At 54.4% G+C, this 25,768-nt stretch carries 25 protein-coding genes, 1 tRNA gene and 3 pseudogenes; 8 read left to right on the top strand and 21 right to left on the bottom strand.

The annotated features are described in order from the left end of the window. Positions 1-10: 10 nt before the first annotated feature. The 3 genes and pseudogenes from Q0S71_RS21150 to Q0S71_RS21145 form a co-directional block, all read left to right on the top strand. Positions 11-485, top strand: a pseudogene (locus Q0S71_RS21150) (cryptochrome/photolyase family protein). Then, on the top strand, positions 464-709 hold the full coding sequence (locus Q0S71_RS27465; protein ID WP_367185327.1) for a cryptochrome/photolyase family protein: 246 nt from the start codon (positions 464-466) through the stop codon (positions 707-709). Before Q0S71_RS21150 ends, Q0S71_RS27465 begins: the two are co-directional and overlap by 22 nt. A gap of 127 nt (positions 710-836) precedes the next feature. Further along, a pseudogene (locus tag Q0S71_RS21145) lies at positions 837-947 on the top strand (DUF2256 domain-containing protein); the annotation flags it as partial. Between the two features lie 31 nt (positions 948-978). Here the strand turns inward: Q0S71_RS21145 and Q0S71_RS21140 are convergent. The 3 genes from Q0S71_RS21140 to Q0S71_RS21130 form a co-directional block, all read right to left on the bottom strand. Next, positions 979-1,530 (bottom strand): hemerythrin domain-containing protein, encoded by a 552-nt coding sequence (locus tag Q0S71_RS21140; protein WP_296000068.1) that lies wholly within the window; start codon positions 1,528-1,530, stop codon positions 979-981. Positions 1,531-1,604: 74 nt separating this feature from the next. After that, complete coding sequence (locus tag Q0S71_RS21135) at positions 1,605-2,051, bottom strand: KGG domain-containing protein (RefSeq protein WP_296000066.1); 447 nt, start codon at positions 2,049-2,051, stop codon at positions 1,605-1,607. Positions 2,052-2,068: 17 nt separating this feature from the next. Further along, complete coding sequence (locus tag Q0S71_RS21130) at positions 2,069-2,488, bottom strand: hypothetical protein (RefSeq protein WP_296000064.1); 420 nt, start codon at positions 2,486-2,488, stop codon at positions 2,069-2,071. A 256-nt stretch (positions 2,489-2,744) separates the two neighbouring features. On the opposite strand from Q0S71_RS21130, the gene Q0S71_RS21125 reads away from it, so the two are divergent. Further along, a complete protein-coding gene (locus tag Q0S71_RS21125) occupies positions 2,745-3,074 on the top strand; it encodes a hypothetical protein (RefSeq protein WP_296000062.1) in 330 nt (109 codons plus the stop codon). 917 nt (positions 3,075-3,991) lie between these two features. Here Q0S71_RS21125 and Q0S71_RS21120 read toward each other — a convergent pair. The 12 genes and pseudogenes from Q0S71_RS21120 to Q0S71_RS21065 form a co-directional block, all read right to left on the bottom strand. Then, positions 3,992-4,270 (bottom strand): annotated as a pseudogene (locus Q0S71_RS21120) (integrase core domain-containing protein); the annotation flags it as partial. Between the two features lie 95 nt (positions 4,271-4,365). Next, positions 4,366-5,154, bottom strand: coding sequence for an ABC transporter substrate-binding protein (locus Q0S71_RS21115; protein ID WP_296000060.1), 789 nt, complete (start codon positions 5,152-5,154; stop codon positions 4,366-4,368). Positions 5,155-5,315: 161 nt separating this feature from the next. Next, on the bottom strand, positions 5,316-5,819 hold the full coding sequence (locus tag Q0S71_RS21110) for a hypothetical protein (protein ID WP_296000058.1): 504 nt from the start codon (positions 5,817-5,819) through the stop codon (positions 5,316-5,318). Between the two features lie 344 nt (positions 5,820-6,163). Next, a complete protein-coding gene (locus tag Q0S71_RS21105; RefSeq protein WP_296000056.1) occupies positions 6,164-6,580 on the bottom strand; it encodes a hypothetical protein in 417 nt (138 codons plus the stop codon). A 133-nt stretch (positions 6,581-6,713) separates the two neighbouring features. Continuing rightward, on the bottom strand, positions 6,714-8,243 hold the full coding sequence (locus tag Q0S71_RS21100; protein WP_296000054.1) for a hypothetical protein: 1,530 nt from the start codon (positions 8,241-8,243) through the stop codon (positions 6,714-6,716). 75 nt (positions 8,244-8,318) lie between these two features. Further along, positions 8,319-8,957, bottom strand: coding sequence for a hypothetical protein (locus tag Q0S71_RS21095; RefSeq protein ID WP_296000052.1), 639 nt, complete (start codon positions 8,955-8,957; stop codon positions 8,319-8,321). Between the two features lie 622 nt (positions 8,958-9,579). Beyond that, a complete protein-coding gene (locus Q0S71_RS21090; RefSeq protein WP_296000050.1) occupies positions 9,580-10,776 on the bottom strand; it encodes a site-specific integrase in 1,197 nt (398 codons plus the stop codon). Positions 10,777-11,689: 913 nt separating this feature from the next. Further along, positions 11,690-12,004 (bottom strand): hypothetical protein, encoded by a 315-nt coding sequence (locus Q0S71_RS21085; RefSeq protein ID WP_296000048.1) that lies wholly within the window; start codon positions 12,002-12,004, stop codon positions 11,690-11,692. 69 nt (positions 12,005-12,073) lie between these two features. After that, on the bottom strand, positions 12,074-12,796 hold the full coding sequence (locus Q0S71_RS21080; RefSeq protein WP_296000046.1) for a hypothetical protein: 723 nt from the start codon (positions 12,794-12,796) through the stop codon (positions 12,074-12,076). A gap of 35 nt (positions 12,797-12,831) precedes the next feature. Beyond that, complete coding sequence (locus Q0S71_RS21075) at positions 12,832-13,407, bottom strand: hypothetical protein (protein ID WP_296000044.1); 576 nt, start codon at positions 13,405-13,407, stop codon at positions 12,832-12,834. Continuing rightward, the gene (locus Q0S71_RS21070; protein WP_296000042.1) at positions 13,407-14,018 is read right to left on the bottom strand and encodes a hypothetical protein; all 612 of its coding nucleotides are present in this window, start codon (positions 14,016-14,018) and stop codon (positions 13,407-13,409) included. Before Q0S71_RS21070 ends, Q0S71_RS21075 begins: the two co-directional genes overlap by 1 nt. A 509-nt stretch (positions 14,019-14,527) precedes the next feature. After that, a complete protein-coding gene (locus tag Q0S71_RS21065; RefSeq protein WP_296000040.1) occupies positions 14,528-16,276 on the bottom strand; it encodes a tetratricopeptide repeat protein in 1,749 nt (582 codons plus the stop codon). 182 nt (positions 16,277-16,458) lie between these two features. On the opposite strand from Q0S71_RS21065, the gene Q0S71_RS21060 reads away from it, so the two are divergent. Next, positions 16,459-16,905, top strand: a complete 447-nt coding sequence (locus tag Q0S71_RS21060; RefSeq protein WP_296000038.1) for a hypothetical protein — start codon at positions 16,459-16,461, stop codon at positions 16,903-16,905. Between the two features lie 170 nt (positions 16,906-17,075). Here Q0S71_RS21060 and Q0S71_RS21055 read toward each other — a convergent pair whose 3' ends face one another. Next, positions 17,076-17,363, bottom strand: coding sequence for a transposase (locus Q0S71_RS21055; RefSeq protein ID WP_296000036.1), 288 nt, complete (start codon positions 17,361-17,363; stop codon positions 17,076-17,078). Between the two features lie 361 nt (positions 17,364-17,724). On the opposite strand from Q0S71_RS21055, the gene Q0S71_RS21050 reads away from it, so the two are divergent. Continuing rightward, complete coding sequence (locus Q0S71_RS21050) at positions 17,725-18,852, top strand: DNA methyltransferase (RefSeq protein ID WP_296000034.1); 1,128 nt, start codon at positions 17,725-17,727, stop codon at positions 18,850-18,852. A gap of 17 nt (positions 18,853-18,869) precedes the next feature. Here the strand turns inward: Q0S71_RS21050 and Q0S71_RS21045 are convergent, their stop codons facing one another. Continuing rightward, positions 18,870-19,487, bottom strand: a complete 618-nt coding sequence (locus Q0S71_RS21045) for a hypothetical protein (protein WP_296000031.1) — start codon at positions 19,485-19,487, stop codon at positions 18,870-18,872. A 177-nt stretch (positions 19,488-19,664) separates the two neighbouring features. Next, positions 19,665-19,826, bottom strand: a complete 162-nt coding sequence (locus tag Q0S71_RS21040; RefSeq protein WP_296000025.1) for a hypothetical protein — start codon at positions 19,824-19,826, stop codon at positions 19,665-19,667. A gap of 493 nt (positions 19,827-20,319) precedes the next feature. Here Q0S71_RS21040 and Q0S71_RS21035 point away from each other — a divergent pair, with 493 nt between their 5' ends. Beyond that, a complete protein-coding gene (locus tag Q0S71_RS21035; RefSeq protein ID WP_296000023.1) occupies positions 20,320-20,598 on the top strand; it encodes a hypothetical protein in 279 nt (92 codons plus the stop codon). A 129-nt stretch (positions 20,599-20,727) separates the two neighbouring features. Here Q0S71_RS21035 and Q0S71_RS21030 read toward each other — a convergent pair whose 3' ends face one another. Beyond that, positions 20,728-22,563 (bottom strand): GAF domain-containing protein, encoded by a 1,836-nt coding sequence (locus tag Q0S71_RS21030; RefSeq protein WP_296000021.1) that lies wholly within the window; start codon positions 22,561-22,563, stop codon positions 20,728-20,730. Positions 22,564-23,037: 474 nt separating this feature from the next. On the opposite strand from Q0S71_RS21030, the gene Q0S71_RS21025 reads away from it, so the two are divergent. Then, complete coding sequence (locus tag Q0S71_RS21025; protein WP_296000019.1) at positions 23,038-23,241, top strand: hypothetical protein; 204 nt, start codon at positions 23,038-23,040, stop codon at positions 23,239-23,241. A gap of 68 nt (positions 23,242-23,309) precedes the next feature. Here the strand turns inward: Q0S71_RS21025 and Q0S71_RS21020 are convergent, their stop codons facing one another. Both Q0S71_RS21020 and Q0S71_RS21015 read right to left on the bottom strand, forming a co-directional pair. Then, positions 23,310-25,109 carry a GAF domain-containing protein gene (locus Q0S71_RS21020; RefSeq protein WP_296000018.1) on the bottom strand — a complete coding sequence of 600 codons (1,800 nt, stop codon included), beginning with the start codon at positions 25,107-25,109 and terminating at the stop codon, positions 23,310-23,312. 503 nt (positions 25,110-25,612) lie between these two features. Next, positions 25,613-25,688, bottom strand: a tRNA-Phe gene (locus Q0S71_RS21015). Positions 25,689-25,768: the final 80 nt, after the last annotated feature.

Below are 25,768 nucleotides of genomic sequence, written 5' to 3'. Positions count from 1 at the left end.
AAGGAACACAATGGCCACAATACATCCGGCATCGGGACACACCCTTCGGTTGATTTTGGGCGACCAGATTAATCTGCAGCACCGCTGGTTCAGCGAAACCGATCAAGCGACTATCTACGTCCTGATGGAAGTACGGCAGGAAAGATTACGTGCTCCATCACGCCCAGAAAATTCTGGCGATCTTACCGGCGATGCGCGATATGGCACGGCAGTTACGCAAGGACGGCCTCAAGGTGCATTACCTGGCGATAGACGACGCCGGAAATCAGCAGTTCATCTGCGCCAATATTGATGCGCACTACCAGGCGGTTGCGGTCGAATACCAGGCGCCCGATGAGTGGCGGCTGGATCAGCAATTGTACGATTATGGACGCCGCTCGACTATCCCATGGCGCATGGTCGATAGCGATCATTTCTATGCGGTGCACAACCCCGCTGCCGATATATTTTCCCGCCACAAGCAATGGCGGATGGAGTTTTTTTAGCGGCAGATGCGGATCAAACACCAGATACTGATGGAAGACGCCAAGAAGCCGGTGGCGGTCAGTGGAATTTCGATCACGACAACCGCAAGCCGTGGTGCGGCCAGCCCGCCGAACGCGCGACGCGCGCAGCGTGCATGATCACTCCGCCTTATGGGCAACCATCGTCGCTGCTGGCGTCAATAGCTCCGGCAATCCCAAGGCCGACCAACTACCTTGGGCGTTGAACCGGCAAGAGGCGCTGCAACAGCGACTGTTGGTTTCAGCGCGCAGGCGCAGGACATGCTCGGCAAACTAGATTTTTTGTGATACTTATAGTGCCGGCCTAGCCCGGGATAATCAAATGCGCATGCGAAAAAATCGGACCACCCGAACAAGCTCTGTAAGCAATGCAATCTGCCATTTACATGGCGAAAAAAATGGGAAAAAGTGTGGAACGAAGTCCAATATTGTTCTTTGGGCTGACCGGCTGAAATATGATAAGTCGCTGTAGCGGCTAACCCGAGACACTCGCTTGGGACATCGGAGCAGGGCTAGATTTTTGTAGCGCGGAGAACTGTATTTCGGCTTTGCGTGCCTCGATGGCGGCGCCCAGCGCGTCCAGATCCAGTTTGGCTTTGCGGGCCTTGGGAAACATGTCACTTTCTTCTTCTTGTACATGATGTTCGATCTGTTCGGACAGCACTGTTATTTGGGCATCATATAAATCCTCATCAGGATTCATTGCCAGTATCTGATCAATAAGTTCCTTGGCTGAGGCGTGTTCGACCGTTGCCTCATCAACGAGATCGTTGTCTCCAGTGGCTGCCCGAACGGCAGGGTAAAAGATTTCTTCTTCGGCCATCGCATGCTTTGTCAGTTCAAGACAGATTTGTGTTGCAACCCGCTTTTTGCTAACGCGTGAGCGGTCGCTGAGCGCTTCATACTGCTCAAACATCGCCTTAACGTTCTTGTGATCTTGCGTTAGCAGGTCGATGGCATCGATGCGGTCGGAGGTCCTTGCGGAGCGCGCGGTTCCAGCAGTCGTAGTTTTCGAAGGTGTCGTCATGATAGGAGTCCTAGAAATCTGACGCGCCGGAGCGCGTCCGTCAATCTATCAAAAAGATGAATATGGGCCACCTCTTACTTAGAGCGAGACCCGGAGTCCGAACCCGATTTGCCGCCTCCAGACGACGCCGACGAGCCCGTATCGCTGGACTGCTTGCTGCCTTGTCCGCTGGCGCCTCCCTGGTTACCGTCTTCCTTACCACGGGAGCCGTTTTCGCCTGCACCGCTTTGCGAGTTGCCATCATTCTTGTGGCTCATCGCGCCAGCTTCACGTGCTTCCTGTGATGTGAATTCGTGAGCATTGCCGGAAGCATGGGCAGCGCGCCCGCCTTCCGCTGCGATTTCACGCTGTTGGGCCGGGTCCATAGATGCGAAGCCCCGGTTGCTCGTGTCGTCGCTCTGCGACGAGTGAGCGTTGCCGCCCTGGTTGCTGCCGCTGCCTTGCGACTGCTTGCTGTCCGACTGCGACCCGCTGCCAGATTTGTTATCGCTACCTTTGTTTCCGTTGTTTGATGTGCTCATGTTAATCTCCAATATGGTTAGCGATCATTCTTATGGCTTTGGCGACCCGCAGCCGCATGCTGCTCCCGCGTGCCGCCCCGCACACCGCCGGAGTTGCCACCCGACGATGCGTCGGACTGTTTGCCGCCCGATGAAGAAGATTTGGTGCCGGAAGAAGAATCGGACTGCATGTTCCCCGACGAAGACGACTTGCTGCCCGACGAAGAGTCGGCCTGTTTGCTGCCCGAGCCCGAACCGCCCGACGATTCGTTCGTATCGTCATTCTTGTGACTCTGGCGACCAGCCGCAACATGCTGCTCGTGCGTACCACCCTGGCGGCCGGTTTGCGACCCGGAACCAGAGCCGCCTTGAGCTGACTGCTTGCTATCGCTGTCGCCCGCGGAGGATTTGGAGGACGAAGCGCTGTTTTTGCTGCCAGTGTTGGAATTCGAAGTCATGATATCTCCTAAAAGTTAGCGTCGCTCCCGAAACGTTTGCTCCGGGATGAGTAGCCATCATGACTGCGCTTTGGTAACCGCAGAATAGGAGCACAGCGGAAGGGAGCGTAGGACCATTCTTAGTGCACTAACGAACATTCGTAATGATAGGTAACGAATAGATGCGCGTGCGGCGGAGCACAATGCTGATCGGTACGTGTGACAGGTTGAGCGCCACGCACTTCGACAAATCTATCTATTTTATGGCGAACGTAAAATGAAATTACCCACTCCCGGGGCACGCTACGAGTTGCTGGTTGCGCGACGAAACGAAAAAATGGCACGATCCCCGCAATCCTATGTACGCGGCAACACCACACGTTACTATGATTGGTTTCCTCACCTGAACGTCACTTCAGTCGCAGAGGAGGGTAAAAGCTGGTTTGGCTTTCGATCTGAAGTGCCATTCGACGAGGGCGATAATTTGCTTTTTCGTCGGGCAGCAAACTGGGCGGCAGAGTCTGCGCGTGCCGGGAATGGACCGACACAAGGAGTTTTAGCTGTAGAAACAAAAACGCCAACCTGCATGGGTTGGCGTTCTCTCTGAAGCATTCTTGGTGGCCCGGGGCGGAATCGAACCACCGACACAAGGATTTTCAATCTTAGGGTCCGGCGTGCAAGAAGCAGCTAAATCCGCTGCGTCAAGGTCTTCCAAGCGATCCCTAAAATGTTGGGTATGCAATCCGGCGGCGAACCTGCATACCCATCGCATTCCGGTTCCCTCTCGCAATAGCGACTTTTCCCCGGACTCATTGAGCTTGCTATCGGCTCGAAATCTGCGCAATGAACCGGCCACGGACCGGCCGGTTTTCATGTGCCGGGGAGTGTGGGCCGAGGTGTCTTCCTGACGCAGCGGCACTCCTATCACCCCATCCAATCACAAGCTATATACCTGAAGCCCGGCCAAAGACCATCCAATTTTGGGGGGAGACCAAACGGAATGCTGAGTGGGTGCGATCTGGTTTCCAAGGTGGGAGGCTGACATGCACGGAGTCGTCGCTAAGCGATTCAATTAGCCCCTCCTAAGTCCGCAGGCAAGTGCTCTGCGATCATCAGTGGGCGTGGTCGATGCAGATCAGACCGCTGAATTTCTCTTAACTATTCTCTCCATTTAACGACCAAATTGTCCAATTGTCCACGACGATTGCATATGGCTGATTAGTTATGGCTGCCAAACGGTCCGCAGCGCTGTGGCGCTTGCATGGCCGTCATTGCTACTGGGCGAGATGGTGGCACCGCATCTTTCGCCGGCGGGCCTACCGCAGCCAGCGATAGGCCGGCTCCGGCTTACCCGACTGTCGGCTAGAGCTCGGCGTGCAGCCGCACGGGGCAGATACGGACCGGACCGCGACTGCGGTTGTACGCGGGATTGTCGACGGCTTGCACGTCCAGCGACAGGCTGACGTCTTTGCCTAGCCGGCTCGAATAGTATGAGGTGCACTGTCAATAATGGACACGTCCGTTTCAAGCAGCCAGCGCCTGATTTCTGAAGTTTTCAGCGAACGCCGCCGGCGATACATGGCCAAGGCGCGAATGGCGCCGCTGGCGATCGTAGAAGATTTCGATGTACTCCTTGATGGCCGCTTCCGCGTTGGTCCTCGTGGCGTGGATCACTGCGTTCTTCAAGCTACCCCAGAAGCTATTTATCGGCGCGTTGTCGTAGCAGTTCCCCTTGCGCGACATGGTTGCCCGCATGCCGAATTGTGCGACCAGTTTCCGATAGTCGTCGGCGCAGTATTAGGCGGATTCAACCGGTCGTCGCAACACCTTTTTTCGGTGAGGTGTTTATGGAACGGCCAGCAGGATGGATGCATAAGTTGATTTGACGAGGGAGCGATTCACTTCGGCTTTGGCATCGCATCATTGCCAAGATATTTCCGATAGATGGCCTCATAGCGTCCATTCTCGCGGATATGTTTTAGGCCTACATTGAAATCATCCCTGTACTTCTTGTCCCAGAATACCGGCCGATAGTCCATCGGGTCAAAGTTCACAAAACCATGCTCCTCCACCGGCTTGAGCGGGACGGACTTGTTCTGCGAGACGAGCATCGTAAAATACTTGAAAATATTACTGTCGCTGAGTACCACATCATAGTGTCCGATGTCCAGCGTGAGCACCTGCAGGGACTGGTCGTTCTGTTCGAAATAGTGTCCCGCCTTTCTCACTGGTCCCAGCCATTCTGGATAGCGCTTGTCAGCTCCAGCAAACGACAGCACGCTTAAGCCTCGCAAATCAGCTGGCGTGTGAATTACCAGTTTACGCTCCTTCAGACTGATGAACACGTTGTTATAAAACACTGCTGGATCGCCGTAATAAGCACCGACAGCGGCCATATCGTGACCCAAGTCAGTCATCGCGGCATTCACCCTGTGTGCTTTGAATGCCACCGGAATACGGGCAAACGGGTAGTACACCGGCTTCAAGGTGTGGCCTCGGTATCCCAGCGCCAAGCCGATCACCTCCAACTCGATGCCCGAATTTGTCTCGGGAAAACAGAAAGGCGGGATCTTCTCCCCAAAAGCCATCGTGATCTCATCACCCAACGCCAGCGCCGGCGCAAGGCAGGGGGCAATCAAAAGCGTGAGTGATGCACGGCCGAGCGCAGATTGCGCAAACGCTAACATAGATTACCTCTTTAAAATTTCATCCCGCATACTCACCTGTTTGGCATATGTCCTCGCCCATCTAACGAAAAAGGGATCGCAGCGGTAGCGTGGACTTTCGTCCGGTGAGGTCACTCATTGTCGCCTCGTGGAGGGCTTATCCGTATGCTGGTACGGCGATTTTACTGAGCGAAGTAACCCTGCCATCCCGCTAGTGGATCAAAGATCAAGATCATAGGTTTTGCGTCGAAGGAATGCATGACCTCGACGCGGACGTCGCTAAACGCCTTCCCGTCGCATCTTCGGATGCAAACGGACGCAGCATCCACAACAGCGATAATCTGTGCACCGCTGCCCTCTGGGTTCCCGTAGGGGTCAATACGGTCTGACCAGTTGACATCGATCTCAGCATTGTCCTTACTAAATACTTGTACGCCATTGATGTAGGCTTTGCGCTTTGACTTATTAATTATCGTTGTCTGAAGGACGCAATTTTCATGGTCTGGATGCGAGAGAGTTGGATTGTGCAAGATTCCCGGGACCAGCACTTCGTCGCCTTTTAGTTCCCTATGGTTTTGAATAGCCAATCGATAGCTAAGAGTGCCGATAATACCGGCAATCATCGATAGGCCAAGCGCCAGCCAAGGAACGACAGTTTGGGTGAACGTGAGGGTAGGATTGGTCATTCAATGATTCTACCCTAAGCCCTTGGCGGCAGCTCCTGTCGCTGAAACCTACTGGTCGCAGAGTCATCCAGTTTCGGTCGCTTGTCGATTCGGTCGATTCTTGTGCGTGGAACGAAAAAAATCATGGGGGAGGGCGATTTGACGACGAGCGCGCCGTTCTGAGGATGCCCCGCCTGCATGGGTGCGGTGGCGCAAGCAGGCAGCGCCGGGTCGCTTGCCACGTCTCTTGTTGAGCTGTGGGGTGCCTATGTTGGCAACGTGACAAGTGGCACCTATTCTGTCACGATAGCCTGCCTGGTTGACCCGGAGGTGCAAGCGGGCAGGCCCGAGGACTGGAGTGTTCTCTATTTTGCTAGGCAGGTCATGCGGTAGATGTCTTCCTTGGTCAGCTTATATTCGCTGATAAAGGTACGTACCCTCTCGATGGCCTCGTGCTGGATTGCCTGGAGTTCCGCATCGAGTTTGTCGTGCTGTTCCTTGAGGTCGGCCATGAAGGTGTAGCCAAACGTATCTTGGTATATAAACTCAGGAAAGGGCTCGTACTCGGGATCGCGTCCTGATTCGTCCTCAATGAAAGCGTAAGGATCGGCGTCCGGGTCGATTGGCGCGGGGAATAGGTCATCTTCAGTCATGCCGCGCTCGGTAGCGAAGGCACACACCTTGTTGACGGCGGCGCTGTGCGCGAGTGGCTGATGGTTAGCGATACGCTTGTCCAGGGCGTCGCGCTTTGCCTTCAGTTCTGTGATAGTGCATGTGCTCATTTTATTTCCTAATGATTTGATAGTGGGCGGTGGAGTGTTGCCACCTAGCCGTGCTGCCGCGCCTTGCCCGACGCCGGGATGGCGCGAGCAGGCGGGGCATCGTCACGAAGAGAACAGGGCGGACTGGCCCGCGTTACTTCTTGAAGTTTTCCAGGCGTTTTACGGAGATGGTGCGGTTGCCCGAGTGCTGGAACGTGACGCCGACGCCGCATGCGCGCAGGGCAGGTTCGATTTTCTTCAGGCGCTTGCTCAACGAATGCGGGGACATGGGCCACGCCTTGTCGGAGACTTGGATGCGCGTCGCCAGTTCTCGCAGCGCGGCCAGCAGGTCCGTTGGCGTCTTGGTGTAGGCCATGCCCGGCTCCACTTCGGTTTTGACCAGAGTACGTATTGCGGCGGCCAGTGGATCGTCGCCCAGTGAGTTGGACATCTGCTGTTGCTGATTTTGTGCGTAGGCATCCTTGAAGCTGCCCTCAGACCATTTCAGGGCGCGCTCGACGGCCACACCGAAACGGGCGAAGTCGGCCATACGGGTTTCCGGCACGTCGGTCACGTTGTCTAGCTCGGCGAGCGTTTTGCTCAGTGCATCCATTAGGCCTGCAAAGATGGCACCGCTGCTTGCTGCGAACTTGCTGTTGAGGTCTTCTTCGGTTCGGCGTACCGTAATGGTTGGCAGTTCCATCAGAATGCAGCGGCTCACGAGGTCGGGCTGAGATGCGACATCATCAATGCCGTTAAGAATGCACGGTTTCGTAACGTGTACCAGCGTTTCCTCACTATTTGTATACAGCGTCCGGGTACGTGAACCGCCGCCCGTTGCCAGCTGGCAAAGGGCATCGGAAATATCCACCGACAAAGTGCGGACATTGTCGAACACCAGCAGATGGGAATTGGAGGCGGTGATCATCAGGTCGGTGATGGCCTTCGGTAGCGCCTGAGTAGGCACCGAACTTGGGTCGATCAGCATGCGCAGGAGGCGGCTAAACGTGGATTTGGCCGATCCGGCTGTACCCAAGACGATCAGAATTACATACGGACCTAGCGGGCGCAGCGAGTACAGGATGAACACGATTAGCAGGATCCAGTTGCCCTCCGTACCGTAATTGAGGAAGCTACGCAGCAATTCGAGGTTGCCAGCGACACCGACCGGGTCCGGTAGCGCCGTCATGCCCGCCGTGCGAATAAACAGGGGTGCCTCCGCCGCGAAATCGTGGCGGCGGTAGCCATTTTTATCGACTTCGAGCACGACGTTACCCTCATCGTGCAGGTCGACGAAAATCTGGCCTTTCGTGCCTAGCGCGACCCGATGGTGGACCTCATGTACCTCCAGGGGAGCGTCGTTGGCCTGATCCTGCAGTTCCTCGACCAGCTCGGCGACCATCTGTTTTGGCGCGCGAAAACCGAACTCATCGCGGATCATCTTCTTGATCTTGCTGCCGATGCGGGCCGAGGTCAGTTGCATGGTTTCAAGTACGTCGCCCGCCAGAATCGTGGCGTGGATCGTGCCTGATTTATTGCAGCTAAGCATGAATGGCTTGCGGACGAAGGCAAATATTTTTTGGAATGCTTTTTCCTTTTCTTGGGCCTTCTCGCTGAGCGGGTTGTGCGAATCGTCGGCGCTGTCATCGGCTACCTGTGCAGGCAGTTTTTCTGGAGTATTCATTTTGTATCGCTTTTGGTATCGGTGGAAGCAAGCGGGTAGTTCAGGCGCTTGGCGCTGACCTACCCGCGTTTGCAATTACTCTTGGATATAGACGGCCTGCGTCGCCGCGTAGTCGGCGATCGCCTCGCTGGTGATCACGTCGAGCGATATAGCGTAGTCAACGGGGAAAGCATGGCCGTTGTGGCGCAAAAGCTGTGATTGATCGGTAGGTGTGCGAGGGTAGTCGAAGCGGTAGCGACAATCGGCTTGCGTCGGATCGATGCATTCGGCGAAAACGTCGCGGGCCAGCTTTTGAAATACCTGCTTGTAGGCTTCTTCATGAACCGTGCGGTTGAGGAGGATCATCATGCAGCAGGTCGGACGGAGTTGCGTGTTCGCAGTTGTTGGCCAGACCAAGCCAGCGATGTTGTGTTTGATCAGCCAGCCTTGCACTTCGTGAGCGGTGATACCTGCCATCGTGACGGCCATCAGGTCGGCGCGGATGGTCGCCACAGCGTGAGTGGCGTGCTCGACGTAGCCTGGAGACCAGCAGGGAATGGGCTCGCCTTCCGTTGGCATTGGATGAAAGGACTGTGCCTCGAAGTCAATGGAGGCATCGAGGTAGCCTGCATTTTGGGCGGCCGTTTCTGGGCGCAGGTCCAACGGGCCGTTCTCGCAATGAGTCCATGCGACGTTGCGGACCAAGTCGATACTGAATTGATGAGTAGTAGCCATAGCTGCTCCTAAGGTGAATTGGTTAATGAAAAAATTAACAAAATCACGAAGGGCCGATAGTGCGTGCGCTAGGCACGTTATCTGTTTCGCGCTGCAAGCGCTGTACGGCGCAGGGCTGTTGGCCGAGCGAAGTAGGCGCTATCCGTTCGCGCTGTGGCAATATCGGCACACGGTTTGAATGGAATGCAGTGGTCTTGGCGTATTGTTGATGGACGGCGCCGACGAAACGCAATCCTGCCTGTATGTAATGTAGGGTCCGTAGACCCCTGCCCGAAGGGCTGTATGATCGTATTAACTTTCGTTACTAGATCCACAAGAATAAGTGGACAGACCTTTTTTAGTAAGGCTTGTTGACTTCTCCTGCTGCTGTGTATGGTACATCATTTCCCTTGGGGAATGATAGATTTTTCACGGAAAGATGCTCCGACGGGTTTCGACTAAACTATCGTCCGTGTCGTCCGAGTCCACCCGGGTGATCGACCGCGCACCCCACGTACCTAGGAGCCGCATGGTTAAATGGGGTTGTGCACCCTGGACGATTCGGCAGTTGCTTGGGGCACTTAGGGCGATTCGGAAAAAAAAGCCCCTTGCCTAAGGGGCCGAACTGCCGCATTGTTTCGCTTCAAGCGGCCTGTGCTGCATCAGCCTGATCAGCCGCCTTCTTGCTCGCCCTGCTGATGACGGCTGATACGGTTTCAGAGGCATCGCGCAGAGTTTTGTCTGACAGGTGGCTGTAGCGCTGACTTGTTATCGGATTGCTATGACCAAGGGCGCGTTGCACGATAAATAAACTTGCTCCATTATTAATTAGCAAACTGGCATGAGTATGCCGTAAATCATGTAAACGGATGTGTTCAATGCCTGCCGCTGTCAATACACGCGTAAAGCACTTACGCGGGTTATTGAGCGGCTTGTTTTCGCCGTCGATGTGACCTGGGAACACGAACTGACTGACTCGCTCGATACCTTCAAGCAGCTCGACCGCCGCCGCGTTGAGTTGCACGTGACGCGAACCGGTTTTGCTTTCAGGTAAGAAGATCGTCCCCGAAATCAGCGATACGTCTTCCCACTTCAGTTGCAGGATTTCTTCACGTCGGCAGCCCGTCAGCAAGAGCAGCTTGAGGGCATTTACCGCCACTTTGTTTTCCTCGGCTTCCATCGCCTGATACAGCCTACCGATTTCGTCTGGACTCAGGAAGCGCTGTTTTTGGTTGTCCTCCTTAAATTTTTTGACGTTTTTGCAAGGCGAGCGATCCAGTATGTCCCATTGGATTGCGACGTTGAAGAGCATCGACAATAAGGCAAGGTGGCGGTTCGCGGTACTTTGTGATAGCTTCTTGGCAATCATTATGTGGTAGGCCTGAACGTCACGCGTGCTGATATCGCAAAGACGGCGATCAGCAAAGTGGTCGTTGAGGTAAAGGCGCAGCTTGCTCTCATCCGCATTGGCCGACCTCTTGTAGCTCTTCACGAACTTAAGGTAGGCGACGGCGTGCTCCCGGAACGTCGGCATGCCCTTGATTCGATTCGTTTCTTCCTTTGGGTCGATATTGACGTCAAGCTTGCCCTTGTTATCTTGCACGCGCTGGCGAGCTTCCAGGATCGTAGTTCCGGGATACCCACCGATACGCATTGCCTGCTTTTTGTTGCCGTAGACGTAGCGGTGATAGAACACGATTTCCCGGGTCTTCGATACTAGGGCCTTGAGGCACGGGACTTCCAGGTCGGAGTATTCAGTCGCCTTTGACGCCGAACTGGTCGGGCACGGTGGAAGCGCGTCGAGAGAGCGGTTGGTAAATCGGAGTTTGCGCGTAACCATGGTGGGGATTTCCTTTTTGAGAATAGGCCACGCCACCGACACGCATAATGCGTTCGCGCCGGTAGATAGGCCGTACCCGTACGAGGCCGCGTGCACACCGTGCACACGGTAGTACAGATCTAAATTTTTAAAGAGGCGATGGCATGCGCGGTTGTCGCGTACGCCGGACTGGTGTAGCAATTGCGGTTTGGGGGATTTTTTCTTCGATGCCTCTGACGAGGCCTCTAGCGACTTTTTGGTAGGTAATCGCGACCGACAACATTGAAGGCGTTGCTGCCTTGTTGCTCATCAGAATCAATTCACAGCGGTATCGATTGTTTCACGCAATTAAGTATATTGTCAACCTGTTTTCGAAAATAGTCCCGTGCTCCGTAACTTCAACTTGGAACGGACCTGCTGGTCGGCCATAACGAATTAGTCATTAGCAAAAACGCGATCCTGCGCAATTTGGCCGGGGTGGCGCAGGACAGGGCGAGCGCTGGCACGCCGCCGCGTGCCGACGCTCGTCTTTGAAATCCCAGGGTCTAGGTGCGCTCATGTTGTGGGCATGTTCATAGTCCCACGCGCTGACTCGGTCTATGAGGTAGGGCGGACGCGGGTGTAGGAAACCACTTGCGTCCTCCGGTCCATCTCCGGGCTTTCGTGGGAAAACCGGTAGCTATACGCAGCCTAGGGCGTGATGGAGACGGTGCGCAATACCGCCGCTGGCGCATCGGCAGTAAACGGTCACGGACCGTGATGATGAGGCTGGCGAATTTGGTGCGCGTGCGCTGCCCTTGGGGAACCCATTCTGACATGCCGCTATTGGCGCTTTGTCCCCGCCTTTGCCCGCATCAGGAAGTTGACACGTATTGCCGCGCCAGCTTTGTTCCGCAGGAGGCTTGATGACCGAGAAGCCGGATGAACGACTTGATCAGTATTCGCTTGGGGTTAAGATACAGGTGGAGCTTCGATCAGCAGTGCTGATGATCCACACCCTGTCTTTTTCGCCAACCGCGTAGCTCGATAGGATGCGATTTCCCGACTTGAGAGCGTAGTCGTTCGCCTTTCTGTCCGACTCGCTGACGATGCCCCAATCGCCTTGGAGGTGACGGCCGACGAGCGATAGCGGGTTAATGCGGTGACGCTCCAGCAAGCTTAGCGCGTCTGGAGTGGCGACGAGATCGCCGAGAGGGAATAATACTGGTGCTGTACGGAGGGGTGTTTGTTGCGAAGTCTTGTCTGCCATGTCAGTTCCTTTTCCGGGGCAAGGCTGTGCCGACCGCTGAGGTCGGTACAGCGCTTGATTGTTGCCTTATTAATAATACATGCCATAATCTAGCTCTTCGAATCGCAAGATGTCGATGTAAATGGCGTCTGGGTTGGGCGACTGTCTGATGTCGCCTACTTTCAGGAAGATGTGCTCGGCACGAGCTGTTTCGATGCGATAGGGTTGACTGGTGAGGAAGCCGCCGTTATCCAAGCAAACCAAGTCGCTGTCGATCGGTAGCATGATGGATACGAAGTCGTCGTCCGACGCGTTGGCGAGTTTGCTGTGCAGTCCGACAATGGACACGACGATGCCTTCCGAAACGAGCGCATCGATCAGCGGCGTGCTGTTGCAGCTACTTATCAGATCTGGATTGGCGTGGAGCGGCGCGAGGGACACCATATACGTTTGTGCCGGACATTGGTAATACGCGGCACCGCCCGCGTTCGAATGGAACGTCGTACCTGACCAGTACGAAATGATCGCGTGGTAGTTAGGGGGAAGGCTGGGAGCATGTTCGAATATGCAGCCGCGCAGGTCGGCGGGAAAGCTTACCGCGCTGTCGCCCGCATCAAGATGCAGGGCGATAAGCGCGCCTTCAGGCAGGACCGAAACGTCCAGGTGGTCAAGGTGCTTGAGATAGTATCCGGGCCTTCCGCTTGGGTCGGTCTCTGGAACGTCAGAAAGGGTACAGCGGTCGTAATAATCGAGCGGCGCAATCAAGGCCATTGTGTCGAGCGAAGCTTGGGAAACGTAGATGGTTGCGGGCATGCTGGGTTCCTGTTGGATGTGGTGGGCTAGAAAATTCAGTCGATGACGATGTACCCCTTGCGCCTGAGGCGCATTGAGTAGTGGCGTTCGATTTGCTGTCGATTTTTTGCGAAGAGGGTCATGTCGCGCGCACCCTGGATGCGGGTGGCGCGCTTGGCTCGGATCGCATTGCAGATCGCGTCGAGGCCACATTTTGGATCGAAGAAAATATGGTGGTTGGAGAGAGCAAGGCGATCGATGTTGAACTGGTTGTTCATGATGTAGCGCATCGCCTGCTCATGTGAGCGAAGCAGCACGAGGTGGATGATCTTGTTGTTGCCACGCCCGGCCTTGCCGATGAAGTAGTGCATGTGCGTGCTGGTCGTGTGCACCCTTCTGAAGACGATCCCGAAGCGTTCGGTCATGACCTGCATGACCTTGGCGTCGAGCGCGATAACATCAACGTCGCCCAAGGGGACGCTTGAAGTTTCATCGATGATTCTTTTCAGCAGACCGCCGTAGATATAGAGGCCGTGGACATTGATCATCCAGTGCAGCAGCCCTTGCGGCAACCGCTCGGATTCGGCGAGCGTGGCGAGGTGCGGCCCGGCGTTCATCGATACGCGGGTCATTATGGTGACTTTTTGGCGGCGATGCCGAGAGTTTGCTTGTGTTCCTTATGACCCGCTGCAGGTGCAGCTTCGATCAATTTTTCGGCATCAATTTCAGCCACTAACTCGATTGGCGTGCCGGTCTCTGCGAGCATTTTTTGCTGCCATGCTGCCCAATCACCAACCATGACATGTTGCGTTGATACTTCCAGTGCTGGCCCCAGTAGGCCGAGTGAACGTAGCACGGCGACAATGAACCCGGCGTTGTTCGCCGATTTGGAAATGAAAGCTTCCTTGAGCGCCTTCGATACGAACGGCAGGCCCGACTTGTACTTCTCCAGGCAGGTCTCAATTACCCGGAAGTTGACGCGCTCGCGGCTAAAGAATCCTCCACCGTCATTCGCCGTTACCGCGATAAGAACGTCACGGCGCTGGTGGTCGGCTAGAACGTGATAGCTGAGGAGGCCAGTACTTTGCTGACCCAATTTCTTGGCTTGACCTGCACTGAGAAGCCAGAATGGCGTCATTGGTGTTTGGGCGGTTTCGCTGCTGGTGGCTGGACTATCTGAGCCGGGGGCTTCGGACGACTGGACGTTTGCGGACGGCTTATTTGGGAAAGTAGTTTTGCTCATGGAGTTCTCCATCTGTAATATCGGGGTGAATAAGAAAAGCCCCGTGACATTTAGCATGTCAGGGGCTTCATGGACTGGTGCGGAATTGTCGGCAATTTGGCACGACGCCCGATCACCTTGGATGGCTGTTCGCCACGGCGTGCGCGCCGCCCCTATCGACGGTACTTGATGGTCACCGCCAGGTCGAGTGATCGAGGCAGAAACGTGTTCTTGAAGCCTACCAGTCCGGCGCTGACGCGTATCGGAAGGCCGTTCGTTGAGGGCTTGGGGTTACGGTTGCTTGATAATTCGAAAGTCGGCGATGCAGTAACCTTGAACATGGTCGGTATTTCCTTAATGTGAATTGAAATGAAAAAAGCCCGAAGCCATGGCAGGGGCGTCGGGCTTTGGACGGGCGGTTTGATTCGGTCGTAACCGTATAAATGATATATACAGTAAAGTGGCTTCGATTCGGCGTGTCATGGAACGTGGGGCCGAACAGGTGCGGCCCTACGTGTCGCCGGGTGTACCTACTTTGGTTTGCTGTTGACGACAGCGAGCGCGTTGATATTCCCTTGCGCTGCCGCCATCTGATATAGCTCGTCGGCCTTGGCTGCGTCTTGCGGCATGCCCTCGCCGCTTTCGTACATTCGAGCAAGGTTGAACTGGGCGTCAGATTCTCCCTGCGCTGCGGCCTTCTGATACCACTCTGCCGCTTTAGCGATATCCTTCGGGACGCCATTCCCACTCGCATAAGCTGATCCAATACTGACCTGTGCTTTGGCGTTGCCTTCGTCCGCGAGTTGCTGCCAATGGTCCAACGCTGAGGCGTTTTGCGGGGCCGGCTCCGCTGCTGTAGCAGGTGCCGGCAATGGTGCTGCGGCAGGTGCTGCACTTTCCGTCGCCGGTTTCGCATCGACAGCAGGAATGGCATTTTGCTTAGTAGGGCCAAACAGGAAGAGGGCAAATATGCTGACAGCCCATCCAAACGCGATGATGCGAACGCTCTTGCTATATCCTTTGCGCAAGGTGAAAAACGCTGCGATATAGGGAACCATGAATATAGCGATGCCCAACCCGATACCCACGGACTTCCTCGCCCGCTCCTCATCAGCTTTTGCTTGCGAGGGGTAGACGACGCCTTTGACGGTTCTAGCTGCTTCATCTAGTGCAGCGCTGGCCTCATGCACCGTCGAATAGGTAATTCCGCTCACGGTTCGACGGTTCCGATCAAGCGCCGACGAGAGCGCCAGGATGTCTGCTTTTTCGGAGGCGAATCCACGGTATCCGATAGATACCGCGTATGCTTCCAAAGCATCCAGGCTTTGTCTGCATGCATCAGGTGTTGACAGATCCAACGACGCCTTGCGTGCCGCGATGAGGTCTTTCTTTGCCTTAGTCGAAACGTAGACGCCGAAATGGTTTTCGAGCGCTTCCAGTTCGCCATTTTTGTCGCCGTACATCTTGAGCCACTGGGTATAGAACCCCTCGTCGTACGGGTTGAGACTGAACGCCTCAATGAGCATACTGGTCACGGCCTCATTTGGGATTCGGCCCTTTCCGATGTTCTCAAGTAGGCGCGCGGCCTTGGCTGCGGCATCTTCGGAAACGTAGCCCGTGATGCTGGTCGCCAGCTTGTCGTTGAGTGCGACGATGAGCGCAAAGTGGGTATTGAAGACCACTTGATAGACGGCATTTGTCAGATGTGACTTCGTTGCTGGATCAGAGAAAATGGCACTCTCACTCGCCATGTTTGCAAGGCCAGTAGCGCCCTTCGCCAACAGGTTGAAGCCGCCGTGAACTGCGCCAAAGAGCATGTTCGCGGCACCTGCGGTCGCTATGCCTTTGGCCGCGCCGCTCAATCCGAAGCCACCGCCAATGACGCGGCCACGATCTTCACGGCGTTGTGTTCGGGATGCATCCAGATCTGCAGTCTTCTTGATGATTGTCGTGTACTTGTCGTCAATGACGGCGAAGTCATCGTGCCAAGTGAAGTGGCCGGAAAAATATTCCCCGAATTCGTCGGTGTTCACATCGTAAATGCCTTGGGTTGCCAAATCGCGAATTGCTTCTTCCACGACCGGCATCAATAGGCCAAGGGCGACGTCGGTACAGTTTTCGTGCACGTCCTTAATGTTCTTGAAGTTGTCGGCGTACGCGCTTGAAAAATCATCGGCTGCGCTTTCTGCGAAGGCTTGGTACTTGCGTCGGATGGCGTTGTAGGCCTCTCGTTCGGGGGCCACGGAGATTTCGTTTTTGTTGAGGGAAAATCTGGTCATTAGGTCTTTTTCCTTGAGGGCGTGAATGGAGTCGCCACGCATGGCGACGCTGGTTGCGAAACTGCTTCTCCGGGGCGGGAGGGTGCCATGTGGAAATATTTTATAGTAACTATACGTTACTACGCAAACTTAATAGTTCTGTAGAGTTACTGGCGTAGTTGGTAGCGTCCTGCGTTATGGAAATGACCAACGAAAAGCTAAGGCAGCAGTTCAGCGCACGACTGAAGAAGGAGTTCATCCGCATCGGGCTGCCTATCTCCAGCCCGACGCAGATTGCGAACGAATTCAACGAGCGCTACCCGGCTACGAAGGTCGCAGCGCAGACCGTCAGGAAGTGGTTGCTTGCCGATGCGATACCGACGCAAGCAAAGCTGGTTGGACTTGCTGATTGGCTTGGCGTGTCGCCGCAATGGCTGCGCTTCGGGACGGGAGCGCGCAAGGCGACGAAGTCGAGTGAGGCGGCAGATGATGAAGTTGGCCCTCACACTGGCGTGATTCTCGTCGGGCAGGATCAGGCGGCGCTAGTGTCAGTGGTCGAACTCCTGACTCGCCTGTCTCCGTCCAATGTGCGGTTGGTCGAAAATATCGTGCGCTGCGTGCTCGACGAGCAGGGCAACAAGCGACATTGATGGGATGGCTGCGTGAGCGGGGTGACAACCGAAGGGCCGGGTGCGGCACCGGCCAGGGACTTCGGTTCGATCCCACCAATAACATCATATATGCCAGAAATCGCGGCGGATTCGCCCGGCGGCGATCCGCGCTCAAGTGCCACGCTGCGTTGGAAACATGTTCGTCATAGCTAGACCTTGGCGAAGTAGATGACGAGCTTGATAAGCATGTCGCGCTCCATCGTCACACGCGCCAGTTCCGTTCGCAATCTGCTGACCTCCGTATCCTCGCCGTCCAACGACCGACTCGGCACTTCCGTCAGGTTGCCGTGTATCTCGGCCTTCACCCAGTTGCTCAGCGTGTTGCGGGCGATCCCCCGTATTCTTGCCGCCGCTGCGATAGTCTGGCCACTGCGCACTAGCTGGATCGCCTCGATCCTGAATTCCAGCGGATAGCGCGTTCGTTTTTCTCTTGGCATGTGTGGAGGCGCGGTTCATTTGGCGCCCTCGTTGTGGTTGGACAGACGGAAATTTTCGCGCCATCACCGCGAGTAGGCGCAAGATTTGGCATTGAGGTGGGCGCGCCTAGCCAGCAGCATGCTCACAGTGCCGCTCGCATGAAATCTGGTCCATTTGCTTGCGGTCGTCGCAAGCGCCGATACGGAGGTAAGCTTGCCGGAGATGCCGCTGTCGCAAATCCCGCATGTTTTTTCGAGGTGGTCGTGGCTCGGACAAACTGAATGAAATATATGTCACGGTTTGTGATTTTTCATGTGAACTTGTTTGACGTCTAGACGTCAAACAGTTAAACTTCTCTCCCGAAAACGGGAGATTCATTTCATGTCATTAGCACCAGGTGTAATTCGAGATTCAATTGTTGACTTTCTTGCGAAGGTCGGTTGCGATGCGTCGACTGACGAGATTGTCGCTGCGGTAAAGCATCGTATTGGCGATGTCCCGACGTCGTCAGTACGTTCGTATTTGAGTCTGAATACTCCGAAGACCTTCGAGCGAATTGGGCGTGGTCGATATCGACTAAAGAGTGCGCCACACCTCAACGGTCATGCTGCTGGAGGAAAATTCGTGGATATTGGTCAAGCCCGTTTACATCATGCTGATTGTTTCGAATGGCTGGCTACCCAAGAGCCTGCGTCGATACATGCAGTCGTCACCGATCCTCCCTATGGTTTGGTCGAATACACCACAAAGGAAACAGCCAAGTTGCGATCTGGGAAGGGAGGCGTTTGGCGGATTCCGCCATCGTTCGATGGTCACCAGCGTGCACCGCTACCTCGGTTTACTACGCTGAATGATGGCGATAGACTTGCGTTGCACGCGTTCTTCGTCAGATTCGGGACTCTTATTTCGAGGGTCGCGGTGCCGGGAGCGAACGTGGTTATCGCATCAAACCCTTTACTAGCTCATATTGTTGCTGACGCGATGGTCCAGTCTGGACTGGAACTTCGTGGCTATATTGCAAGGCAGGTGATGACCATGCGTGGTGGGGATCGCCCCAAAAATGCTCATGAGGAGTTTGACGGGGTGTCGGTAATGCCGCGTTCGCAGTGGGAGCCGTGGGTTGTCTTGCGAACCCCGCTTGATGGCCGGGTTCAAGATAACTTACGACGTTGGGGGACCGGAGGATTTCGGAGACCTTCAGAAGAGCGGCCGTTTGGCGATCTAATTCGATCTCATCCAACACCAGCAAGCGAGAAGAAAATTGCCCCCCATCCATCACTAAAGCCACAAGCGTTTATGCGTCAAGTAGTTCGTGCTGTTCTTCCACTGGGTAAGGGAGTCGTACTTGATCCCTTCATGGGAGGCGGTTCTACGCTAGCTGCGGCGAACGCCATTGGCTACAACAGCCACGGCGTCGAAATGGACAGTGCTTTCTTCGAACTGGCTAAGAAGGCGGTTCCACAACTAGCCGCACTTCCCGCTAAGGATACTGAGATCTCTTTGTTCTAGCCGCAGCATGACCATGTCTAGTTGGAATCGCGTTTTTCCAAGTATATCCAGTGTGATCGCAGTTTGGCAACGCCCTCTTTGTGCAGAGTTGCAGTGCGAGTTCCAAGCGCACCACGGGCGTTGCTACGGAAATCAGACTCCTCTACAAATGCTAGGTAGATTTCAGTAAAGCGCATTGGCTGGCGTTCGGTGGCAGGTTCCGTTTCGTTATCCACTTCATAGACGAATACGCACATCCACTGTTTTCGTGCTCCGTGCGTGTCGACAGCTCCGCCCGATTTCCGTGTGCTCTTAATTTCGACGCCTTCAGTACCAGACGCAATAGCGTTCTTTGCATATTTTCCTCGCACGATGAGGTCTGGGTGACCGTTAAAGTGATCATTCTCAACCAATGAGCGAGAGAACTTAGCGAGCGAAGCGGTGACCATGTCCGAGATGAGGCCTGACATCGCAGCAGGACGCATCATGTCGTCAAGGCGGTGTAATCCTTTAGTCGATAGTAGATTATTTACATCGAAGAAAAAATCGTAGATGTCTTGTATTGCATGTTCGAAGTCGCTGATGCGAAGTTCGAAAGGCAATTTCGCATCGTGATTGAACTTGGTCGTGTCGATTGCTGTTTTTGTGGTCAACATAGCCCCCTAGCCTGTAAGGGAGCTAGTATAGCAATGATTTTACTCAACATTGTGGGGGCGACAGCCCAAATCTAGCACTTGGAATCAGCCATCTGGGCGCGTGCTCCATCGCCCCCTGTCCCAGCCTAGAGTATTCTCGATTAGTGGACTTCGGTCCAGCATACTTACGGGAGGTGCTTACGAGACTCGCGTTACTTTGACTATTTCGCTGACCGGAATGCCAAGTTTTTTTGCGGCCTCATCTTTGCCGAATTTCATCTTTAGAGATACTGCTACCTCTACAGTTATTTCTTTTTCGGCAACGTCATCATTGCCCTTCACTAAAATACGAAATCTCATGCCAGATCTTTCTTCCTATCGCAAAATTTGAACAGCTTCATGCCTGGAAGCATGAGTGCTGCATTGCCCCTCGACACCGATTGCCGCACTCTACTGTTCGACGTAAACGGTTGAGTTGGACCTCAGTGAAGCCGGACTAGTCATGGGGGAGGGTAATTATAGGCTATTGCAACGTTTGGTAGGCAGTTGCAGGAGTTCCTTTGAGCGTCGGGGCACTACGGTGAACCTGAGTTCGTGCTTGTGCATCGAGCAGGCTATAAGTGCCCCTTACAGCCGTGCTCTTGGACAAGTCCCTGACGATTGGACAATTTGGACGGTTGCTCGGTAGAGGGGCCGAAGCCGGAAATAGACCGGACGCGAGGACTTCTTGTGCCGGAAACAAAAACGCCGATCTGCATGGATCGGCGTTTCGTGAGGTATGTTCTTGGTGGCCCGGGGCGGAATCGAACCACCGACACAAGGATTTTCAAGACGAGCGTCTGGTTGGCGTCTCTTGCAAAGAGGCTGCCGCGCCGAGGCGGGCGGCGTTGGCGCCGCGCACGAGAAGGCCGTCAACGATTTCGTGGCCCATTTCCATGTGTGCTTTCACAGCGATATCCAGACTTACGCGCTGTACGCCTGCGCCGCTACGATGACGGTGGCGGCGACCATGCAGCGAGCCGGTTCCACGGAGCCTGCCAGATACCTGCCGGTGCTGTGCCAGGTCCAGCATCCCGGCCTGAACGGCACCATCCGCGTCGATGTCAACGGCGATATCCGTGATGGGCGATGACCGTGGCCATTACCGGGCCGCGAAGAAAATCAAGCCGGTTGTGCTGCGGTAACATGGTCGCGGGGACGAAAACACCAACCTGCTTTTGGCGTCTCCCGGGAGGGTTCTGCGTGCGACGCCGGCATCCCTTTAAAGCACAGCTGGTTTTAGCTCCCTGGTATCGCCGATAATCTGGCGCAGCAAAGTCGTTTCGCGCTCGTGCGCCGCGCGTTCGGTTTTCAATTGGGTTTCCAACACAGTGGAATGACGCTCAAGATTCTCCACTCGCAGGCTCTCCATGTGCAGCCCGAGTTGATGTGTTGCGACCGCCAATAGTTCGATCTCGTCCGGACGATATTGACTGCCATTCAACTTCTGCCCGAGCAGCAGCACACCATTGATCTGGCCTCGCACGATCATTGGAAAGACCAGCTGGCCCGGTAGCCCGTGGTCGTTACTGATCAGATCGACCATGCGGCGCGTATGCCGCACGTCGACTATCGCATCGTTATTTTTATCGATCGTGACGGGCGCGTTGGCCAGTGTCACATGCTGTAGCGCATAGTCCAAGTCTGCACGGAGCAGATAGATGGCGACGCCGGAGATATCCGCGTAAGCGCTCACCTCACGGCTGAATCTTGTTTGCAGCACGTCGATATCGGAAATATGCTCGGCTTTATCTAGAAATTGCCGAAGCTGTTCAGCGGCTTTGTGCCAGTGGTGGAAAAACAGGTGATTAACCTGGTGGCTGACCCAGTGCTGGATGCGATGGAAGCAGAGAATAATGCCGAGTGCGACTACCGCATCGAAAATCACGTTCTTTTCTCGTCCTTCGAAGTGCAATAGTTTATCGACACCCCATTCAGTGACGCCGAAGACGACCAGAAGCAATGCACTGATAATCGTGACCACTAGTGCGCGGTTGATGGCAAAACCGAGGTCGAACAGGCTGTGGCGCAGGATCGAGTAGCCCAGTCCCACATAGCAGAAGAACGTGACGGTGTCCTGGCAGATACCAAACCTGGGATCGAACAGCGCGCCAAACGCCGTCGCAATGGTGGCGGCGCTTAAGGCAACCACGACGCCCCCCATGCAGATCCCGATCCAGGCCAGTTTTCGGCGGATTACGCCGACGCTATGGCGCCACGAATACCAGAGCGCTAGCAGCGACAGGCTGATCGTAATGGTCTGCACCATCATTTTGAAGGCATTGATCGAAATCCGACCGCGCGCTGTCAAGGGAAGTATGCGGAACGCATCCGCGATATACCAGGCCGCATACATCAGCACGACCACGGAAAACAGCGTAAATATGCGCCGCACCGCAGGCAGTCGGAAATGAGCAGGACGGTCGTCCGGGAACGTGAAGGCGAAGTAGACGAGGCTGATGTAATACGCGGCATAATTGAGCGGCAGGATCACTTTCATGAACAGCTCGGGCAATGCGCCCCCCGGCAGATACCAAATAAAGGTCTGCGGTGAAAAGCTCAGCATCATGAAAGCGAAAACGCGCATGGTGCCGTTGTCAGAGCGCCGTAGTCCGATCAGCAAGGCGATGAGCAGCGCTGTGTAGTTGCAGACCCAGGCCATCACCGCGTCCGCCCCCGCCGCGATCGGATAGAGTGCGAATTCCGAATAGGCAATTGGTTTCAGTGCGACATGCCGCGACTGCTCGTTGTCAAACAGGGTTAAGCCGATCAATTCATCGGTACCCAACTGGCGTTTGATGTCAATGTAGTTCTCAAAATACACCTTGTCGCCGAGCTTCGCCCCGACCTTTGCCAGCGGAGAATCCGCGGCGATGGCTACGATCGGCAGGCGATAGTCGCTATCCGGTTCGCCAAACTCCACGGCCAGCGTGCCCGCCTTCGCTGGTGTGAGCCGCTCCCAGTACGTGGTCGCCCAGATGCTGAACGATAAATAAACGAGGGCGAGGGAAATGAGAAGAATTTTCCAGGATGAAGCCGAGAGATTTTGTTTGTTCATTAGATTAGCTGGAAATGTAAATATAACAACGGCTCTTTTGGGATTCTATCAGATAGAAGATAGACCGCTTGCTTACCCGGCGGTTATCGCCCGTGTCGCGGGCGTTGATAGATGCATTGCTTGGGAGACTGAATGTACTACGCTCGCCGCGACGCGCCTGTGGACGGTTCTGACGGCGTAGCGGAAATAGTCCGGACACAAGGACTACGAATGTAACGCGGCGCGTTTTACACCAGGCGAGGTGCCTGCAAACCGACAGCGTGAGTGCCCGGGCGTAGGTGGCACCGGGAATAGACCGGACACGAGGACTGCGAATCCCGGAAACGACAACGCCCACTTGCTTGAGTGGACGTTGCGTGAACGATGTTCTTGGTGGCCCGGGGCGGAATCGAACCACCGACACAAGGATTTTCAAGCTTAGGCTCTGCGATTTTCATTAAAGATAGCTGTTGGCCGATGGGATGAGGTACCCACATGGTGACTATCGTTGCCTACGCCGGTTTCGCGTATGCCCTGCTGCGCCATCGCCTGTTCGATATCGGCTTTGTCATCAACCGCGCGCTGGTGTTCACCATCATTAGTACATTATTGCTGCTCGTTTTCGCCGATTGGGTCGGCCACAAGGTCGACCATACCGCCCTAATCCGGCGGCTTCCGTTTCCCGATAGCCGTCATTGAAACGTGCACTAACCTGCGAAATAATTTTGTATTTTGAACAGCCGACTCTGCCGCCGCCATTCGAACACTCACACAGTGATCTGGTTCGGTTTCCCTGCGACTTGTTCAACCACTGCGTGAAGATGATCAATGCTATATTGCAGAGATTGAATCTTAACTGCATAAGCATCCACTACTGCCTTCAAACTTTCGATTTGAAGCGCATGTAGGTCCAAGCCGATTTGGTGCGCTGCGTGCCCAAGGACGTCAATTTCATCCGGTCGATACTCATCACCATCCGGCTTGGCACCCAGTAGTGCGAACCCCTGAAGGTCTCCACGATGAGACATCGGTAGCGCAAGTCTATGTGCAAATAAAGGATGATCGTCGGCGAATAGCATCGGGACATGATCAGAGCGCAGCGCAAGACAGATGCTGTCATTGATATTGATGTGCACTGCGTCGCTTGCAACGGGTTTGCGTTTCTGTTCGTAGTCACCTTCCGCGTCCTGCATATATATCGTACATCCCGCACCGCCGGTGAAACGTTTTATCTCTTCAGAAAATCCGTGCAGCAGAGCATCGGTGGTGGTGATTTGTGCCGCATGCCTGACGAACAGGCGCAGCTTGGCCTCATTGGTATGCCATTCATGAAAGAAGAGACGCTCAAGCCAATGCTCGAAGAAATGCCGTATCTTGTGAAACGCCAGATACACGCCAAGCGCGATGCCGCCATCAATCAAGACATTCGCCTCGCGGCCTTCAAAATGAAGTAAATGTTCGGACAGCCATTCGACGATGCCAAACGCGATCAACAAGATCAGGGACGTGGCGCTGTAAAAAATCGCGCGATTGACGGCGAATCCAAAATTGAAAACGCGATGCTTCAAGACCGCATAGACAAGACCGGCATTGCAGACAATTGTAATCAAATCTAACTGTATTAGTATGACCTTCCACCCCCCGAATTCCCACGAGATATCAAAGTAGGTCCATATGCTTGACACGGTCAAAATGCCAAAACACATCAGCACCCAGCTTTGTTTCTGACGATACTCTCCATGTGCGGAGCGGAGTCCGTCCCACAGGGCGATAATCGTCGCCAACGTCAGACTCGTACTGATAATGATATTCATGGTGCCAAACCATGGTACTTCGTGCCCCATTGCAAACCAAATGCAGATTGCCATCCAATAAAGTGTGAACAACTGAAACAGAATTTTGGCGCGGACAAAGTATGCGCGAATTCCCGAGGCGAGGTCGCTAGGGTAATAGACAGAAAACAGAAAAAGTGCGTATGAGGAAAACGGTAGGGTGGCGTACCATATAAACGACATCGCAAATCGTATGTCGCCGACAGGCATAATAGGTACTGTTAAGTTCAAAGCGCTAAAAATAAAATAAAGTGCCAAGGCGCGATAAGCGTGCAATTCTGGTTGTTTGAAAGCGATCGCTATTCCGAACAAAAGTGATGCACATGCGAGCGCCGCTTCGACCCAGAATTTCCATATTTTTCCGCTCAATATCGGAGTAATTGCTGTTTTGATGACTGTATGGTGCGCTACCCCGCTTTGGAATACCGTCAACCCCACCGATTCGCCCCCGTCATCAAGGAATTCTTCATCTTCAGCGTGATCTGTCTGAATTTTGTCGCCCACTTTTGCGCCAATGAGAATGAGCGGCGAATTCGATTCTAAAGCTTCAATCGTGAGCTTGTGACTTGCGGAATAAAATGGATTTTTAAATTGAGCACCTAATCCACCTGCTTCACCTCGCGACATCGGTTCAACCGCATTGGTAATAGCGAGAAGGAGGTACACTGTGCCTAGAAGGGCGAGCGCCGACGCGAATATTTGCCATGCGGTGTTCGACAATCGAAATTGCATCATTGTGTTGTTCCTTAATCTGGTAGCTGTCGCTTGCGAGGGTTGTTAAAATTTGGAAGGTATTTCCGGTTAAATCAATACGGGAATGGGCTTGCGGGACGTTGCCATGTGAAAATTGCAAATATAACATCGACTTGGCGCTTAGCCCCACCGACGGCTTTTGGCTGATCGATAGTCATTACGACAATGTGGTCAACTATACTTCATTTCCGCGTCCTGATTCGTGCAGATTCTCACGGCACGACAGACTCGAGTTTGCTTGGGAAGGATACGGCCTCTCAAATGCTGTAAGAGCAAAAGATTGCTTCAAAATTAGCGTTGTTGGAGCTACGGCAGTCCAGGGCTAGCTGCACGCGAAAAGCTAAAAGTTGGGTCGTTAGGACGGATTATTGGAGTTTAGGAGCACAGTGCTTACCTGCACCGGAAATGGACCGGAGCCGAGGACTCTTGGCGCCGGAAACAAAAACGCCCACTTGCATGAGTGGGCGTTGCGTGAGGTATGTTCTTGGTGGCCCGGGGCGGAATCGAACCACCGACACAAGGATTTTCAATCCTCTGCTCTACCAACTGAGCTACCAGGCCAAGGAGCGAAATTATAACGGGCCGAGGCCGGGTTTGGCTAGTCCCCCGTGCAATTTGTTATTCCTACAAGGAAATTCACT

Origin of the sequence: Rugamonas sp. (assembly GCF_025354735.1) — a bacterium.
Taxonomy (GTDB): domain Bacteria; phylum Pseudomonadota; class Gammaproteobacteria; order Burkholderiales; family Burkholderiaceae_D; genus Rugamonas.
The sequence above is the reverse complement of the archived record's forward strand: the minus strand, read 5'-3'. Positions and strand labels throughout refer to the sequence as shown.

Bases quoted from the DNA above. Each gene is read 5' to 3' on its own strand.
- Q0S71_RS27465 (WP_367185327.1), top strand. From the start codon at position 464: ATGGCGGATGGAGTTTTTTTAGCGGCAGATGCGGATCAAACACCAGAT.
- Q0S71_RS21140 (WP_296000068.1), bottom strand. From the start codon at position 1,530: ATGACGACACCTTCGAAAACTACGACTGCTGGAACCGCGCGCTCCGCA.
- Q0S71_RS21135 (WP_296000066.1), bottom strand. From the start codon at position 2,051: ATGAGCACATCAAACAACGGAAACAAAGGTAGCGATAACAAATCTGGC.
- Q0S71_RS21130 (WP_296000064.1), bottom strand. From the start codon at position 2,488: ATGACTTCGAATTCCAACACTGGCAGCAAAAACAGCGCTTCGTCCTCC.
- Q0S71_RS21125 (WP_296000062.1), top strand. From the start codon at position 2,745: ATGAAATTACCCACTCCCGGGGCACGCTACGAGTTGCTGGTTGCGCGA.
- Q0S71_RS21115 (WP_296000060.1), bottom strand. From the start codon at position 5,154: ATGTTAGCGTTTGCGCAATCTGCGCTCGGCCGTGCATCACTCACGCTT.
- Q0S71_RS21110 (WP_296000058.1), bottom strand. From the start codon at position 5,819: ATGACCAATCCTACCCTCACGTTCACCCAAACTGTCGTTCCTTGGCTG.
- Q0S71_RS21105 (WP_296000056.1), bottom strand. From the start codon at position 6,580: ATGAGCACATGCACTATCACAGAACTGAAGGCAAAGCGCGACGCCCTG.
- Q0S71_RS21100 (WP_296000054.1), bottom strand. From the start codon at position 8,243: ATGAATACTCCAGAAAAACTGCCTGCACAGGTAGCCGATGACAGCGCC.
- Q0S71_RS21095 (WP_296000052.1), bottom strand. From the start codon at position 8,957: ATGGCTACTACTCATCAATTCAGTATCGACTTGGTCCGCAACGTCGCA.
- Q0S71_RS21090 (WP_296000050.1), bottom strand. From the start codon at position 10,776: ATGGTTACGCGCAAACTCCGATTTACCAACCGCTCTCTCGACGCGCTT.
- Q0S71_RS21085 (WP_296000048.1), bottom strand. From the start codon at position 12,004: ATGGCAGACAAGACTTCGCAACAAACACCCCTCCGTACAGCACCAGTA.
- Q0S71_RS21080 (WP_296000046.1), bottom strand. From the start codon at position 12,796: ATGCCCGCAACCATCTACGTTTCCCAAGCTTCGCTCGACACAATGGCC.
- Q0S71_RS21075 (WP_296000044.1), bottom strand. From the start codon at position 13,407: ATGACCCGCGTATCGATGAACGCCGGGCCGCACCTCGCCACGCTCGCC.
- Q0S71_RS21070 (WP_296000042.1), bottom strand. From the start codon at position 14,018: ATGAGCAAAACTACTTTCCCAAATAAGCCGTCCGCAAACGTCCAGTCG.
- Q0S71_RS21065 (WP_296000040.1), bottom strand. From the start codon at position 16,276: ATGACCAGATTTTCCCTCAACAAAAACGAAATCTCCGTGGCCCCCGAA.
- Q0S71_RS21060 (WP_296000038.1), top strand. From the start codon at position 16,459: ATGACCAACGAAAAGCTAAGGCAGCAGTTCAGCGCACGACTGAAGAAG.
- Q0S71_RS21055 (WP_296000036.1), bottom strand. From the start codon at position 17,363: ATGCCAAGAGAAAAACGAACGCGCTATCCGCTGGAATTCAGGATCGAG.
- Q0S71_RS21050 (WP_296000034.1), top strand. From the start codon at position 17,725: ATGTCATTAGCACCAGGTGTAATTCGAGATTCAATTGTTGACTTTCTT.
- Q0S71_RS21045 (WP_296000031.1), bottom strand. From the start codon at position 19,487: ATGTTGACCACAAAAACAGCAATCGACACGACCAAGTTCAATCACGAT.
- Q0S71_RS21040 (WP_296000025.1), bottom strand. From the start codon at position 19,826: ATGAGATTTCGTATTTTAGTGAAGGGCAATGATGACGTTGCCGAAAAA.
- Q0S71_RS21030 (WP_296000021.1), bottom strand. From the start codon at position 22,563: ATGAACAAACAAAATCTCTCGGCTTCATCCTGGAAAATTCTTCTCATT.
- Q0S71_RS21025 (WP_296000019.1), top strand. From the start codon at position 23,038: ATGGTGACTATCGTTGCCTACGCCGGTTTCGCGTATGCCCTGCTGCGC.
- Q0S71_RS21020 (WP_296000018.1), bottom strand. From the start codon at position 25,109: ATGATGCAATTTCGATTGTCGAACACCGCATGGCAAATATTCGCGTCG.